Source organism: uncultured Cedecea sp. (assembly GCF_947498825.1).
Classification (GTDB): Bacteria; Pseudomonadota; Gammaproteobacteria; order Enterobacterales; family Enterobacteriaceae; genus JGM124.
In genome coordinates this window covers 71438-87908 of sequence record NZ_CANMLV010000022.1, presented here as the reverse complement: position 1 = coordinate 87908, position 16471 = coordinate 71438, and the positions used below count along the sequence as shown (strand labels likewise).

The following is a 16471-nucleotide window of genomic DNA, read 5'->3' as shown; positions in this document are numbered from 1 at the left end:
CCCATGCCGAACTCAGAAGTGAAACGCCGTAGCGCCGATGGTAGTGTGGGGTCTCCCCATGCGAGAGTAGGGAACTGTCAGACATCAATTAAGCAATAACCCCAGTCGAAAGGCTGGGGTTTTTTGCGTTACCCGTTATAATTCTCACAGCCCGCATGTTGTCTGCATGGATCCCCCCGAACCATATATCGGCGCATTTAGTTTTATCTGATATAGCCTGCATGATTTACGCTGCAAGAGAGCAACGATGAAAGCCTGAAACCCGCTTATTAAAGGGGCTCAGGCTATTAGGAATGAGTTGAGATATAAAACAGCACGATTATTTGCTGTTATAAAGTAAGCCAATAATACTGTTCTTGTTCACCAGGTTAAATTTAATCACCTGTTCAATCGCACGGCGATTATCACTGGTTAACTTTATCAGCGGGGGGAGTTGCTCAGGCGCTTGTTTAAAACAGAGTAACCGTGCAAGTTTATCCGCATTCCACAAAACGCTTTCCTGGTAGAGAAAAGCGCTCGTTTCGCAGCGTTTGGCATAGATATTAATAGCGGGCAATTGACGCATAGCGATTTGCTGTGCGAGATAGACTAGTAGATACTGTGGGTTACTGATTTTCTGTTGTATTTCTGCGTAGTCACTACGCTCAGAAATCATTTTATAATAGGCAGCGGCACCTAATTCTTTAAGTGGTGATAGTATTTCCAGCCAGAGGGAGATGAATGGGTCCTCTGGTGGAGAGCAAAGAAACCAACTTTCAATGATGGGATAATCCAGATCCGTCGTTGCCGTTTCATTATAGAAGCCGATCAGGTCATAATCGTTTTGTTGATTTAATTCATGAACCCACGACAGATCCTGAAAAAACAAGGTTGAGGCATCAATCCAGATCCCGCCATATTTTTTCAGTATTTCAAGACGGATGATATCCGACTTATTGGCAATAGGGATATCTTCTGCCAGGAACACAACAGGGCTGATGTAGTTACCTAGCGTAGAATCATCCAGCACGACCAGTTGATGATCCGGATTTTGCTCTCTGATCCTGGCGATCATTTTCTGGACATACTCCGAAAGAGTATTTCCTCCCCAGTACATCCATATTTTTTTTGGTATGGGCGGTTTTTTTAAATCATTCCTCAGAAAGATAAGATCATTTTCAGTCCTGGCATCATAGCTGGTCAGGCGTTGCTTTCTATATTTGAAAGCATAACGGTACAGCGATAATGTTTTTTCAAACCGTTTAAAGACTTTTTTCATTACACCGACAATCCAGGTGGATACAAGAAGCTATTTAATTGTTTATGTTAAGCTTTTAGCAAACGATAACACAAGTGGATGTAGCGATGAGGGGAATTATTTACACTCTTGTTTCGTTTCTTCATATTGAGTTTCGCCTTTTCGTCGACAGCTCAGGACGCTGGAGTGAACATATCAAAAACAGGCAGATACACAATTTAAATTACAGTCTCATTTGCTCACCCCGGTCACAGAGTCATCTCTGCTCCCGGGGACTCACAAATTGAGTGCCTTCCTGTGACGCAAATTATTTAGGGTAACCTTCCTTCCTCTGAAGTAATAAAACAGTTGCTGGAACTATCACGAGCGTTACTGTCTTTCAGGACTTAGCTGGTTGGATCTTTGGGCTCAATACCTTGCTGTTCTAGCTTATCAAGATGCTGTTTTCTTGTTAGCTCAGCTTCTTTACGTGCTTTGGCGGCGAGCTCTTCAACCTCTTCCTCGGTAACCAATTCACTCGCTTCATGCATTTTTGCCAGCCCTGCGCTGACATCAGTTTCCAGTGGATCTTTGCTCATAGAAATCTCCTTTCCGAAAAAATAGACTCTATGAGCATAGTTCAATCACGTGCAGTATTTTTGATTATTTGCGCTACTTGCTGAATGGGTGAGGGAGACGTATAAAAGGTCTTTAAGGCCATTCGATGATAAATTTAGTTGTTCCTCTCCCGACACCATACGCAGGAGTTTCGCCCGGTTTCAGATCATACATTTTATAAGACACGTCAAAATTGATGTTTTCCCACGATACCGGCAAGGAGTATTTGGTCCCGGTTAATAAAAGGGGGGCACCGTTTTCTGACAAGTGGAAGGTAACAGAACCTACCGGTATGGAATCATCATTAATCAATGCTAACGCTCGATCTACCTCCCCGGTATTAGAAGTCGTCCGATGATCAGCAGTAACGGATAACTGTATACTCCCGTTAGTGGACGGGTTTACGTTTAAGCAGTTACCGCGAACTTGTATGAGCCCGCTGTCAAACATTTGACCGATACCGGTTTGTCCCCTTACGCCCATCGACGACACAGCGGTGGGAGACACAGAAACAGAACAAGAGTAAGAAGGTACGATTACGGTAGAAGAACTTATCAATGTCGCTCCCCTGCTCTCATTACAAGTAATTCTGTTATATATATCGCCTAGCCCGTAGGTCCCGGGTTTAGCATTGGGTCCTATATATAATCTAGCGCTCAAGGACCCGGACCCCGACGACGTTACTAAGTCCGTAGATGTGAACTGCTCCATCCCCACGGGAATAAAGTAAATGGAGGAATAGGCCGTTAGTATAGTTGAAGGTACATTGGCGGACCATACGCCGTTAGCAGAAAAATTAACCTTATACGCAGTATCAGTAGATCCCAATGCAGCCATAGCGTTCAAAACAGAAGGATTGGTAGAGGTCATTTCCCCCCCGAATACAATAATGACATCGGAATCTGCGGACCCTACAAAGGATCCATGATACAAGCCATCACTGCTAGGTCCCCAACCGTAAGATGTAAAGGAGAGATTAGCGCCTGCAGCGATAGTTACGCTAGCTTTGCGAGAGGTATTACATGTTGTTTGGCTGGACGTTTGATAAGAATCGTTCAACGCCGTATCTCCTACGATCCCATGACCCGTTTTAAACGTACCACCCACATTGTTAGCGGACAGAGCGAAGAATGGACAAACCAAAAAAAAACCGACGCTGGTGAGTAGGATGGATCTTGGTAGCGACCACGGTCTTCGGTCGAGAAGGTCTATATTTGGGGAACGTGAACGGTGTGAACTCGCGAAGCGCGACGCAGATGAGGCGCGTTGCACGGTGCTTGTTTTATTCTCGTCGTTTCGAAACCACCTTTCCCAGCGTTTTTTATACTCCGACACCCGTTGTCTCTGTCGGTCCTTAGGCCAGTGCTGGGTTTGCTCATAAAGCCGTCGTAGTTTTTCTTGATGATTAGCTTCTGCCCTGGGGGCTATATCGGTCACACCTGCATCCGTTAGCCAGGCCCCCATCCAGTCAAAGCCTTTGGCAATTCGTCCAATAAACGTTTTTTCAGGGTGTTTCTCAAAACCAAACTGGTTCAGGTAACGATTCAGTTGTTTTACCTGGCGGCGCAGTGACCAGCGCGTCGGGGTTAAAATCAAAAAATCGTCCATATAGCGAGCATAATAGATTTTTTCTTGCGTGGCAAAATAGTTGTCCACCAGCCAAAGATGCAAGGCACCCATTAAGGGGCTTAATGCACAACTGCGGGCGATCCCTTGTGACGGTGTATGAAAATTTCCGCCTTCTTCGACACTGTAGTGCAAAAATTGTCTTAACAGGGATAACAATGCGGGGCGGGTGATATGAGCTGTTAATTGTAGTAACAGCGTATCGGTATTGATAGCACCATAATACCCTTTGATATCGGTTCGACAGACCCAGCGATAGGCCTTGGTGTTAATCGCTGCTTGTACTCGCTGTACAGAGGCTTGGCCACCACCGTGCCCTTTCAGGTGTTCACATTTTTCATGCAGAGGGATCTCACCCACCAGTTGCAACGCGACCCACTTAAGCGCCAGGGCATCTTCTGCTGACCATATCACCAGGCGTTCATACCCGACCACCCGCATCGGTGATAAACGGTATTCACCGGACTGTAATTGCGCGAGGAAGGTATCCCGATACGCGGGCCAGCGGTAGCGTAAATCCCATATATCGGCATTTTCGGGGGCTGATTTTCGTGTCTGACATAACCACTGCCAGCTTGTGTCCAGACGCAGACTGTCCATGTGCTGTTGTTCACTTATCGTTGTCATCTTGCTGCTCCATCAGGTGATGATTCTTCATCGATCTCAAGGTAAAAATTCAACGTGCTGCCACCGCTGCGGCATTATCTCTGTCCAGGGATACAAGCAGCGGTGGCTTGTGCGATCAGGGCATCTGTTGTATCTGTCTGATTACTTATATCAAAGCTGACTTGGCATTGTTGCTCTGCACTTCCCCCCCATTTAACCATCAGGTCACCCTTCGGTGGTAATCCGGTGAGGTAGACTTGCCCCTCATCCCCGACAATACTGCTGGTCTGGTTAGCTGCATCCGTTGAGATTAATGTCGCAATCGCCCCAAACGGCACATATTTGTCGCCATGTTTTAAGGTCATCAGCACTTTATAGCCTATGCGAGTGGTAAAGTTTGCTTTAACCACGGCACCGTTTGTTGGGTAGATATTGATATTCGATTGCGTTAAGTCGACATGGGGTGGTAGCGTGCTGGGATCTAATCCAATACTGTTTTTATTGTAATCCGACAGGTAAGGCGCCACAGCATAGCCACGCCAGTCGGTTACCGCTGTACCGTTATTGACGCTGACACCACTTGCCCCTGGTGCACTGACCAGTGCCACGGAATTCCCCATTGAACGCGAGAGGGTAGCTCCTTCGGAATGCACCAGTACGCCACCACTGGCGTTCATATTTATGCTCTGAGTGGTGTTGCTATAGCTATAACCTGCACTGAGCGAACCTTTACTGCCCTGGTAACCCGCATTGAGGTTGCTGTTGGCGGTTTGTCCTTGATTGCCCCAGCTTTGTGACGCGCCGTAAGAGAGTTTACCGTTCATCACATTACCGCTCAGGCCGGTGTTATTTCGGATTCTGCCTTGATTATCATGGGTTACAGAGTAGTTGGCATACATCGCACGCATATTGGTATCATGACTAAAAAGACTGAACGGCAGGCTGACATTTAACGACAGTTGACGATTTTCCGGCCAGTCACCGCGCGAATCTTTCACGCGGTCAATATTGTAGTTCACGCCATAGCTGACGCCTTTAATACTGTTATTGTACCCCACTGACATGCCGGTTAACGAGCGGTCACTGCCCCAGTAATCATCGCGGTTTGCCCGTAAATGGATCGATCCCATATTGCCCATTTGCTGGCTGAGCTGGGTTTGAAAACTACTGCGACGACGCTGTAATAGCCATGGGCTGACTCCATCATCCCGTTGATAACCTTGGCTGTTAAACTCACTAAAGTTATAAAAATCCTCGGTGGAATAACGCAACGCGGTTAAGTCCACCGAGGTGCCGGTTGCCATCAAACTTTTTGAATAACGGATACGGTAGGATTGCCCCGTTTTATGGTCACGCTGGTTGCGATTAGCGTAAGTAAATTGCGAAGAAGAGTAAGTCATATCGGTGGATACTGCTCCCCACTCTCCCAGTGACACGCCGGTGCCAGCACTCAGCGACTGGTAGTCACGTGCTAGCAGTAGGCCCCCATAGAGCGTGATATTGTTATATAGCCCGTATACCGCGCTACCCATCATAAAATCAGAACGACGTGAGCTTGTAGTGAGGTTACCATCGTAACGACCTGATGCTAGCTCATACTTCCAGCCACCGGGGCGCAACATCACAGGCAAGGAAGAGTAGGGCACGATAAATTGTCGTTCTGTGCCATCCGCTTCGGTCACGGTGACATCATAGTTCCCCGACAAACCGGAGGGTTGAATATCGTTGATGTTAAAGGGGCCTGGAGCGACATAGACTTCATACACCACGTTACCATTTTGCCGCACTGTGATGCGGGCATTACTGTTGGCTACCCCAGTAATCGCAGGCGCATAGCCACGTAGCTGGCTCGGTAACATTTGCTCGTTTGACACTAATTTTATTCCCTTAAAAGGAATACCATCAAATACGTCATTGCTGGAGCTGGTTTCTCCCGCCACTAAACTGGATCTTAACGCACGGATGTCACGAGAGAGAGTGGTATTACTAAAATCTGTTTGGGTTCTTACCGAACCGGCATTATTTTGTGTTCCATTATATTCTGTGTGTGTATGGGTCAGGGTACTGCGTAGCCGCCATGGCCCGGCATTGGCACCAGCCCGCAGGGAGGCAAACACATTGGTGCTGTCGGTTTTGCTTTGTTGATAGCGAGAACTGGAGCGCCCGGCACTCACATTGTAGTTTGCCATCAAGGCGGGGATACCATCTTCCCACAGTGCGGGGTCAACGGAACCCAATACATTCGACTTCATTGCTACCTGCGGAACACTGATGTTGAGACGCAGGCGTGCCAAATCTAATGACGTCGTGGCTTGGGGTATCAATGCAGCTAAATCCAAAACTGGCGCATTTGTTGGCAATGCCTTTAACTCTGGCGACTGAGCCATATTGACCCCAAACTTTTCAAGCTGTTCTGGCGTTAATTCAGGTACGACCTGTCCTTGCGTATTTTTCACAAACTGCAGGGTATACTGCCCCATATCCTGCTGGTTAATAAACACCGCAACGGTATATTCACCTTCCGCTACCGCACCGGGCTGCGAAAAAACGGATAAATCAACTTCAGAATACGCCCCTGCGACACCTAAAAAACTCGGGTCAAAATAATCATCAGCGAAGGATGGAGTAGTGGCCACCATCAGGCACCAGGCTAAGGGCTGGTACTGACAAAAGAGATATGCGAATTTTTTTTCCGCTGTTTTACAGCTAATTTCCATGGAGTACTCCTGTCCAGTTTTCGCAACATCATCCTGACGGTATGTGGTTGCAGAACATCCAATGTTGTGATCTGCTACATGGCTTTGTGCTTAGCTGTCAGGCAGCTGCTTTTGGTGGATTTTGTCACTCACACCTCCTTTATCGTTAACCACCTGCCATTCGATATTTTTTGGTCTGTTATCGAGTGTCACTGGCCAGTGCTGCTCACTGCGTGGGGCTACCATTCTTGTGCTCCCCAGATCCACCTTATGACTACCCACCGTAAGCCTGTCGAAGGTGATATAAAATGCACTGGGGTTTTTAACCGTGATCCCGGTTGACGTGGGGACAAATTGTAATTGATCATTGATGGTATCCTCATCGAACTGAGGCAGGGTTGCCGGGCGATAAAACAGCTTCACATTGTTTTGTACCGCGATAACCATTTGTGGTGTGGTTGATACATTCTCCGACTTCTCTGCAGGGATCGCGGTTAATGCCAGGACTGCAATTGACTCGCTATCTTGTGGCGGCAGATCGGCCTGTTTTAAGCGCAGCAGTAATGTGACTGTTTCCCCTGGAGCAATACGCTGCAATGGTGGTAAAGCAATAAAGGATTTAGGGCTGGGTTGTGTATCGGCAGCGACAACACCTTCTTGCTTTTGCTCCGTTGCTGCAGGTACCCAAGGCTGTATCCGTGCTTGCAGTAAATAAGATACCGAAGTGTCATTGGTTAGCTGATAGTTCACGCCATTGGTGGCAGTGGATGGATAAATCACGCGGGTATTGTGCAAAGTGATGCCAGTCATACCCAGTTGTGGGTTGTTCGCATGAGCTGAAAAACTCAAACTACTCAACAATAAGTACAAGCTGGCGCTTATCGCCTTATGATTAAGGCTGCCCATTTTTCACCTCCTTCGAGGCTAACACGCCATGGTAGCGGGGGCTCATAGCACCAAAGTCGGTGATGGCAGACCATTCCACCTGGGTTCCTTGCCCTGTAAAGGGATAAGACTGTTGTGAAAATGGCGCTATCATCGGATCATGCTGGCCGATATCCAGGTGTTGCTTATTCACTGTCAACTGAGCGAGTGTCACATAATAGGGTGTGGGGTTCTTCACCTTAAGTTGCCCTTCCATTTTCTGGAAGGTGAGCTGGCTGTATGCTGCCTCCACCGGTATGGGTAATGCGGAGGGGCGATAAAACAACTTGATGATATTACGAATACCAATGGAGACTTGCGCCTGCGTCATATTGGCTTCTGGCTCACCTGCTTTGGCAGAGGCAGGAATAGCTAACAAACTCAGGTAGAAAACGGACTCTCTATCCGCAGGTAACGATGCCGTATTCTGGCGCACGACTAATGCAGTATGTTGGCTTTCCGGTTCCAGGCGAAACAACGGTGGGGTAACCATAAAGGGTGATGTCGAGGTATTTTGCTCTCGATGGTCATTCATCACCTCTGCTTTTACCAGATAGACCTGTGGACTGTTATTCTGTATCGTCACTTTGGCATTAGACTGTGCTGCATCAAACACCACACGTGTTTGGGATAAACGCAATCCTCCTTTTGCATAACTCATTGATGCGCATAATGCCCCCATCATCAGAATAATGACACTGAGTCTGGCAACTGGTGGGGTGAAACGGTGTAACATCATCGAAGACTCCACTCTAGTTGTACACAAAGGTAAAAGTGAGGTTAGAGGTTAATACCCCTCCCCGTAAGCTGGTGGCGGGCAGACAGTTTCCGCAACTTAAAATGGCATTGAGCAGCAAGTCTCCGTTAAGGGACGCCACACTATCGCTGCCGTTTTCAGGCCATGTTTTGGTTGTTATCACCTTGTCACTGGCTAAATTACTGTTTGCCGAAAATGCCGTGTTGCCGGCGGTGGTTAACAAAATGCCATACCCTGTCGTTGTGCTGTTGCTATTGACGAACAGTGTTTTACCGTTAATGGATTGCGTCTCTCCCGTGATAGTGATGCTCGGTGTCATAAAGTATCCCTGGCAATTGCTCAGGTTCAGCATGACATCACTACGTTGTTGTTCCCCTGGGATATCAGCCTGCGGGACGACCCCTTGGTTAAAGGTGACGGTGGCTGGTGCGGTAATATCACAACCACCGCCGTAAAAGGTGGCTGTGAATTGAATATCTTGCTCAGCACGTCCTGCAGCCTGAAGGTGAGAGACGGGTAATAATAGCCCGGTGATGATCGTGAGCCAGGAAAGCTTGTAGATGGCGGTCATGTGTTGCCTCTCCGTTTCAGCGCAAGTCAGCAGGCTTTATTGATATAAAAATTCAAAGGTGAGAGATGCATTAAGCATTCCGCCCTGCAGAGTCGCTGACACGCAATCCCCACAACTGACCGTTGCCGTAAGGGGAATGGTGCCATTTAAACTACTTGCCACCGTGTTGCCCCAGGTTTTCGTTACAGCTGTAATGGTTTTATTGGCTGCTAAGTTGGCATTGGCTTGAAAGTTAGTGTTACCCGCAGTGGATAATAAAATGCCATAACCTTGGCTGGTACTGGTGTTTGATACAAACAAACTTTGGCCAGACAAAGTACTGTCATCTCCCGTTATCTTTATGGAGGGGGTCAGGCCGAATCCATTGCAGCCACTGAGGGTTAAGTTGAATGTTCCAGCAATAGTACTTGTGGTAGTAATGTCTTCCGCGGGGATAGGCTCACCATCCATAATTGCCAGCGTTGCAGGGGCTGCAATATCACATGATCCCCCGACGATACTGGCAGAGATGGTGGTACTTGCAGATGTGGCCGCTAAAGCTGGTGAGGTCATACTCAATACACAGGCCACAGTGGTCAGGTAAAATGGGATTAAGTTATGATTTAATATTTTCATCCAGATATCTTCCTTGAATTAATTTATTGAAATAAAAAATTAAAGGTTAGCGTTGAAAAAAACTGACCAGGCAGTACATTGTCTTGAACGGGTCCCACCAAACCTACCCAAAACACTTCTTCCGTGTGATGCTGATTGGCTATATTTAATGGCGACAATGGCAGGGCTATTCCTCGTTTAATGGCTTTTTCAGGGGAATAGAAATCGCTTAAGGATGGAGAGGAACCATCACTGAGACGTAACATAAATCCCACCCCATTAGGTTCACCATTTAAAAACACAGTGTCAGTCTCGTAGGGGGTATTGCCTTCAATACTCAGCTTGGGGACTAATTCCCTCGTTTTACCCGCACACTCTAATGCAGCACGTAAAGGCTTAATCTCGTACGCTGCGGGTGCACCTTGAAATGCTGATGTACGTTGAGGAGTAAAGATGAGAGAGACCGGTACGCGAATTTCGCACCCTATATCATCGGCGATCGCTGCGCTGATATCCGTTTGTGCAGCAAAAGTCGATGGTAACGTACCTAAATAAAGGAAAATAATGCTGCGAATCAGGTTATTGTACCTTGCCATGAAACACCTCCACACCACCATAGTCATTAATCGTTTTCCATTCCACAGCCCCCTGTTGAGGAACGCGGGAATAGGTATTACGACTCATTGGGGCGATAAGGGTATTACCTTTCTTGACACTGATTGGTATTACCGTATTAGCAATTTTTAATGAATTCAGCGTAATGTAATATGGGGAAGGGTTATAAACGGTAATCCCCTTTTCTGAACGAGTGAATATTAACGATCTCATCGCCTGCTGTTGTGACATTGCCAAATTCGCTGGACGGTAAAATAGTTTGATTATACTCCCCGTTGATATCTGAATGTTTCCACCAATATTGCTTTTGCTTTCTGCCGGGTCTTTATTGCTGGTTGGAATAGCGATGGCCCGAAAATAAAAAACCGACTCTTTATCTTGTGATAATGAGACGTTTTTTTTCATGACTCGTACTTGGTTAGTTGCACCAGGTTCTAAACGAAATAGAGAAGGTGTTACCAGAAAAGGCGTCTCTCCTTGGTCACCATAGGGTGTGGCTAAAATTTGTGAGCGGATTAAATAGGGTGTTGAGGAATCACTGGCGCTGACTATCCCGACACGTTGTCCGGAGGTGTCATCTGCGGATGAAAAAATAATGCGTGTAGCATCCAACGCAATTCCCGCCCAAGTTGAAGCAGATAACCACAGTAATCCCCCCGCGAATAATATGTTTCGCATGCACTATTTCCTTATAAAACCGATCCGTGAAGGTGAGGCAATCATCTGATGCCCCACCTGAATAGTGATGCTTTTAGTTCACAATATAGGCCACCAAAATAGGCGCACTGTAACTACCCGCCTCAGGTGTCATTGTCGTTGTCGCCATACCTACATTGAAGATGTAGCTTCCGGTAGTATTGCCTGCGCCAATAGAGAGAGGAACGCCTTCTGTAATAACGTTACCGGTAGAGTCTTCAATCATAAAGCCGACTGGCTGAGCGCTTTCTGCCACGAACACATTCTGTTCGGCATTGCCGGTAGAGGTTGTACCTTGGACGATGAGTTCTCCAGCTTCACCTGCCGTACAACCGGTTAAAGCTACTGGCATCGCTACAGTTTGCTCGGTGATAGTATTTACGCCAGAGAAACTCGCTCCTGCTTCTCCGACTTTGGTATTAAATGTACCGACATTAAGGGTAGATTTACCCCCATTCGTATTAATGGTGCAGGTGCTTGAGGTCAGGATACCTTGTAAGGTGACTTCTCCAATTGCTGCGATGGCATTGATGCTGGTGGCAGAAATCGAAGCGAGTAATGCTGTGCGGAGTATTAAAGATTTAACCATTTTATTTCCCTCATTAATGGATTAGGAATAAGAGATAAAAAAGCAACCGACAATAAGTTATTGTCAGTGAGCGTTTTTATAAATCCATTAGTCTTATTCCGTGTGAAAAATTACCATGGCAAATATATTATTAAAAGATTATTTTTAACGATGATTTTAACTTCTTGATTCTGATTGAAATATTTATATAAAGATCTTTTTGGTACTTTATGGAAATATAGGGTTGAGGTCATATATAATAATAAATGTAATGTGCTAATAATATAGGAACTTAATGGAAAGGAATTATAACGGTATATAAACTATAGGGAAAATAACAGGAGCATTTTTAACCGATAGGAATTAATTGAAATTCTATTGTTAAAAATTCCAATAGTTTATTTATTGATGATTAAGTGTGATTTTTCATAGTGGGAAAGGGCAGAGAAAATCAGTGGAGTCAGATGAGACATTTATAGCTGATTTTAAGCTGGCACATCAGGCACGACCAAAAGACGTAGCGGGAACGGTTTTTGGTGAATACCTAATGGCGATTTAATCGTGGCAATAAAAATAGATAATGAAGGTGCAGAGCTGAAAATCGATCTGGCTCCTGCGGCTAGACGGGGGGGAACTTTGCAAGCTTTCCAGTATATCGCAGGTATTAAAAAAGGCGCTTCCCCATGCCGAGTAGCGCCTTTTTCATCAACAGCCTAACTGACTAGTATCAGTTCATGCCGTATTTTTTCAATTTTTTACGCAGGGTGCCACGGTTGATACCCATCATTAACGCAGCACGGGTCTGGTTACCACGGGTGTATTGCATCACCATGTCCAACAATGGCTGCTCTACTTCAGCCAAAACCAGCTCATACAAATCATTAACATCTTGACCGTTCAGTTGAGCAAAATAGTTCTTCAGTGCCTGTTTTACTGAATCACGCAGGGGCTTTTGGGTTACTTGATCCTGAGAGTTCACGGTTGAAACGGTCAGTACGTCAGAATTTACGCGTTGTTCGAACATAGTTCTGTCAGCTCTTTATTTCTGTTTAGGCAAAATTTTCGAAGTATGCCTCCAACGCCTCCAGCTGTTCGCTGGCATCCTCAATGGCGTTGAATGTGCGCCGAAACTGGTCACTTGGAGCATGTTCCTGGAGATACCAGGAAACATGTTTCCGAGCAATCCGGTAACCTTTAGCCTGACCATAAAAGTCATGCAGTTCCCGAATATGAGCACAGAGTAAGTGCTTAACCTCTGCCAGAGGCAGGGGAGCAAGCAACTCTCCGGTGTCCAGATAGTGCTGGATTTCCCGAAAGATCCAGGGTCTTCCCTGAGCTGCACGTCCTATCATCAGAGCATCAGCCCCTGTATAGTCGAGCACAGCTCTGGCTTTAAGCGGGTCAGTAATGTCACCATTCGCGATAACCGGAATGGAAACTTTCTGCTTAACTTCCCGAATGCTGTCATATTCAGCTTGGCCTTGAAATAAACAGGCGCGAGTGCGTCCATGAATTGTCAATGCCTGAATGCCACAGTCTTCAGCAAGTTGGGCGATTTGTACACAGTTCCGGTGCTCCGGATCCCAGCCTGTGCGAATTTTCAATGTGACGGGTACATCCACTGCATTTACCACCGTTGTCACGATATCCCTGACCAGACTAGGGTGTTGCAGCAGGGCCGATCCTGCCAATTTACGATTCACTTTTTTAGCCGGGCAGCCCATATTGATATCAATAATCTGGGCACCATTAGCCACATTAATACATGCGGCTGCTGCCATTTCGTCCGGATCACTACCCGCAATTTGCACGGTGCGAATACCCGGTTCATCTACATGGACCATCCGTAAACGAGACTTATCACTGACCCAGACTTCTGGGTTAGAAGACATCATCTCGGAAACAGTTAAACCGGCTCCCATTTCGTAACACAGCGTTCTGAAGGGTCTGTCTGTAATCCCCGCCATAGGTGCTGCGATTAATCGATTTCTGAGCTGGTAATGTCCAATGCGCATGAGTTAAGAAATGACCATACTGTGCCTGCAAGGCGGCGTATATTACGCATTTTTGGCCTGAGATGAAAGGCCAAACTTTGAACAATCTGCTTAAAATACTTTGATGACATCACATATTAACAAAGGTTAATTTAAATTAACTTTTAAAATCAATATGTTGACTGTGAAATGTTGATTTGCGATCAACAAAATATTCACGGAAATTCATACAACTAAGCATTTTAGCAGCAGAACAATAGCAGATAACTTGCTGTAATAATGAACAGTTTCTGCTGTTTTATGCGAACGAGCTCCCATTTTTACTAAACTCGTTCGCAATAGGGTCAGTGCTTTTAGGCTTAAACTTTACGGCCTGTAATACGGCACCACTCATCTTTTTCCACTACCGGCTCCAGCGTAAACAGACCTTCGTAGGCTTCGCAGACACCTGCTGCCTGAGTTGCCAGTACGCCAGATAAGCCGAGCAAGCCTCCCTGTACAGGTAATACACTGATTAACGGAGCCAGCTCGCGTAGCGGGCCTGCCAGGATGTTGGCAACCACGACATCAGCTTGCATCTCTTCGGGCTGATTCTGAGGTAAATAGAGCTCTAGTTTGTCAGACACACCATTACGTTCAGCGTTATCACGGCTGGCCTGAATCGCCTGTGGGTCGATATCAATACCAATGGCTTTCTCGGCCCCCAGCTTCAGAGCGGCAATCGCCAGAATACCTGAGCCACAGCCAAAATCGATGATGGTTTTACCGGCTAAATCAATGCCATCAAGCCATTCCAGACAGAGTGAGGTGGTAGGATGGGTACCGGTGCCAAATGCCAGGCCGGGGTCAAGCATGACGTTAACTGCATTTTCATCAGGCACATCACGCCAGCTTGGACAAATCCATAAACGCTTGCCGAAACGCATTGGATGGAAATTATCCATCCATTCACGTTCCCAGTCTTTGTCTTCCAGTTGCTCTATTTTATGAGCAAAATTTGGGCTCAGCAGCGGGCAGTGCTCAAGAATGGCCACGACTTCCTTCATGTCGGTTTCAGCATCATAGAGACCAATAACGTCTGTATCGCCCCATAAACGCGTCTCTCCTGGCAATGGCTCAAATACAGGGGTGTCATGGGTGTCCTGGAAGGTCACAGATACCGCTCCGCTTTCGATTAACGCATCACCCAGTTCTTCGGCATGTCCACCGGTGGTATTTATTTTCAGTTGGATCCATGGCATAGCGAAACTCTTTATTTATCAGTAGTTGAAACAATGGGATATTCAGGAACATCCTGGCCAAAGCGATTACCTGCCACAAATGCCAGCAAGCTGAATAGCAGTGACGGTACAATCGGATGGAAGCCGTAAAAGTGAATATTAAAACTGGCCAGTACGGCATACAACACGGCACCGACTATCATGCCGCTCAGGGCTCCTGCCGCGTTGGCTTTCTCCCAATAGAGGCCGAGTATCAGTGGCCACAGGAATACCGCTTCCAGCCCACCAAAGGCCAGCAGATTCAGCCAGATTATCATCTCAGGTGGACGCCATGCTGCCAGTAACAGTAATGCACCGAGGATCAAGCTACTGGCTGAAGAAAGCCGCTTTAGTCGAGTTTCATTATTTACCTGATCCGGGCGAATATTCAGATAGAGATCTTTCACGATAGTGGCAGACGATTGTAGCAACTGAGCATTGATCGTCGACATGATAGCCGCCATAGGTGCAGCGAGAAAGATCCCCGCAGCGATAGGCGGCAGTACCGTCACCATAAGGGTCGGGATCACTTGGTCCGGAACGTTGAGATCGGGAATGATCGCGCGGCCTAAAGCACCCGCCAGGTGCATCCCGAACATGAGAATTGCCACGACGATGGTGCCTAAAATAATGCCACGGTGAACAGCTTTACTGTCTTTATAAGAGATACAGCGCACGGCGGTATGGGGCAAACCAATCACCCCAAAGCACACCAGAACCCAAAAAGATGTCATAAATGCCGGAGATAAAATATCGTCAGCACCTTCAGGGGAAACCAGTTTAGGATCGATACGCTGGAGTGTGTCGACCGCATTATGCAGACCGCCAGCCGCATAGATAATGGCGATCAGCAGTAAAATAGTGCCAATCAGCATTACAATACCTTGCAAGGTGTCATTGAGCACGCTGGCACGGAAACCACCAAAGGCAGTATAGAGCGCGATAGTGACTCCAAAAATCAGCAATCCCATTTCGTAGGGAATACCTGCTGCTGTTTCCAGTAGCCGCGCTCCGCCGATGAACTGGACTGTCATCGCCCCAATAAAGGCGACCAGTAAGCTGAAACTTGCCAGCCAGACCAGTAGCCGGCTGCGGTAGCGCGCATAGAGCATATCATTGAGCGTCACGGCATTATAACGACGAGCAAGAATGGCGAATTTTTTGCCTAATATCCCTAATGATAACCAGACAGCAGGTAACTGGATCATGGCAAGTAGTACCCAGCCTAATCCATATTTATACGCAGCACCTGGCCCACCAATAAAGGAGCTGGCACTGATATAGGTCGCAGTCAGTGTCATGGCAAGAACGAACCCGCCCATTGAGCGGTTACCGAGGAAATACTCGTTCAGAAAGGTACCGGTGCGACGGCGACGCATGGCATATACTGAGAGTCCGAAGACTAATAGCAAATAAGCTATCAGAGGCAGAATTACTTCACTGTGCATGATCATCCTCCAGCGGCATATCGCGGAAAAAGACTCTGACCATTAACCAGCACAGTAAAATAAATACCAGAGGGATCAGTAGACAGGACATTTCAAACCAGTGCGGTAAGCCGGTAATACCTTGGGTATTATCGGGTAAATAAGCAGCCAGTAGCCAGGCGGCAAGATATAGCAGCGTTAGCCAGAGCGCCCAGCGCGCTTCTTTATTGGCCTGAACAAAGCGTTTATCCATGATAGTCTCGTGCATTGGTAGCATACGATATGGCTCTATCGTTGCAGATGG

Annotated in this window: 16 protein-coding genes; all 16 read right to left on the bottom strand. The window is 46.8% G+C overall.

Translation table 11 applies throughout. From position 1 onward, the window contains the following. Window positions 1-319 precede the first annotated feature (319 nt). Entirely contained in the window at window positions 320-1258 is a 939-nt protein-coding gene (locus Q1A40_RS18830; RefSeq protein WP_300003716.1) for a capsular polysaccharide synthesis protein, read from the bottom strand. Between the two features lie 365 nt (window positions 1259-1623). After that, the gene (locus Q1A40_RS18825) at window positions 1624-1815 is read right to left on the bottom strand and encodes a hypothetical protein (protein WP_300003713.1); all 192 of its coding nucleotides are present in this window, start codon (window positions 1813-1815) and stop codon (window positions 1624-1626) included. 112 nt (window positions 1816-1927) lie between these two features. Further along, window positions 1928-4087, bottom strand: coding sequence for a reverse transcriptase domain-containing protein (locus tag Q1A40_RS18820; RefSeq protein WP_300003710.1), 2160 nt, complete (start codon window positions 4085-4087; stop codon window positions 1928-1930). A gap of 74 nt (window positions 4088-4161) precedes the next feature. Continuing rightward, window positions 4162-6783 carry a fimbria/pilus outer membrane usher protein gene (locus Q1A40_RS18815; RefSeq protein ID WP_300003707.1) on the bottom strand — a complete coding sequence of 874 codons (2622 nt, stop codon included), beginning with the start codon at window positions 6781-6783 and terminating at the stop codon, window positions 4162-4164. 90 nt (window positions 6784-6873) lie between these two features. Further along, window positions 6874-7668, bottom strand: a complete 795-nt coding sequence (locus Q1A40_RS18810) for a molecular chaperone (protein ID WP_300003704.1) — start codon at window positions 7666-7668, stop codon at window positions 6874-6876. Further along, on the bottom strand, window positions 7655-8425 hold the full coding sequence (locus Q1A40_RS18805; protein WP_300003701.1) for a molecular chaperone: 771 nt from the start codon (window positions 8423-8425) through the stop codon (window positions 7655-7657). Before Q1A40_RS18805 ends, Q1A40_RS18810 begins: the two co-directional genes overlap by 14 nt. 13 nt (window positions 8426-8438) lie before the next feature. Then, the gene (locus Q1A40_RS18800) at window positions 8439-9014 is read right to left on the bottom strand and encodes a fimbrial-like protein (RefSeq protein ID WP_300003698.1); all 576 of its coding nucleotides are present in this window, start codon (window positions 9012-9014) and stop codon (window positions 8439-8441) included. Window positions 9015-9050: 36 nt separating this feature from the next. After that, complete coding sequence (locus Q1A40_RS18795; protein WP_300003696.1) at window positions 9051-9629, bottom strand: fimbrial-like protein; 579 nt, start codon at window positions 9627-9629, stop codon at window positions 9051-9053. A 23-nt stretch (window positions 9630-9652) separates the two neighbouring features. Further along, window positions 9653-10204 carry a fimbrial protein gene (locus Q1A40_RS18790; RefSeq protein WP_300003693.1) on the bottom strand — a complete coding sequence of 184 codons (552 nt, stop codon included), beginning with the start codon at window positions 10202-10204 and terminating at the stop codon, window positions 9653-9655. Continuing rightward, on the bottom strand, window positions 10188-10901 hold the full coding sequence (locus Q1A40_RS18785; RefSeq protein WP_300003691.1) for a molecular chaperone: 714 nt from the start codon (window positions 10899-10901) through the stop codon (window positions 10188-10190). Before Q1A40_RS18785 ends, Q1A40_RS18790 begins: the two co-directional genes overlap by 17 nt. 73 nt (window positions 10902-10974) lie before the next feature. Next, complete coding sequence (locus tag Q1A40_RS18780) at window positions 10975-11508, bottom strand: type 1 fimbrial protein (protein ID WP_300003689.1); 534 nt, start codon at window positions 11506-11508, stop codon at window positions 10975-10977. A gap of 706 nt (window positions 11509-12214) precedes the next feature. Beyond that, window positions 12215-12511, bottom strand: a complete 297-nt coding sequence (gene fis, locus Q1A40_RS18775; protein ID WP_000462905.1) for a DNA-binding transcriptional regulator Fis — start codon at window positions 12509-12511, stop codon at window positions 12215-12217. Between the two features lie 25 nt (window positions 12512-12536). After that, window positions 12537-13502, bottom strand: coding sequence for a tRNA dihydrouridine synthase DusB (dusB, locus tag Q1A40_RS18770; protein WP_300003304.1), 966 nt, complete (start codon window positions 13500-13502; stop codon window positions 12537-12539). 338 nt (window positions 13503-13840) lie between these two features. After that, window positions 13841-14722, bottom strand: coding sequence for a 50S ribosomal protein L11 methyltransferase (prmA, locus tag Q1A40_RS18765; RefSeq protein ID WP_300003301.1), 882 nt, complete (start codon window positions 14720-14722; stop codon window positions 13841-13843). 11 nt (window positions 14723-14733) lie between these two features. After that, window positions 14734-16188: a sodium/pantothenate symporter gene (gene panF / locus Q1A40_RS18760; protein WP_300003298.1), complete on the bottom strand. Its 1455-nt coding sequence runs from the start codon at window positions 16186-16188 to the stop codon at window positions 14734-14736. Further along, window positions 16178-16420: a YhdT family protein gene (locus Q1A40_RS18755; RefSeq protein WP_300003295.1), complete on the bottom strand. Its 243-nt coding sequence runs from the start codon at window positions 16418-16420 to the stop codon at window positions 16178-16180. Before Q1A40_RS18755 ends, panF begins: the two co-directional genes overlap by 11 nt. Between the last annotated feature and the right edge of the window lie 51 nt (window positions 16421-16471).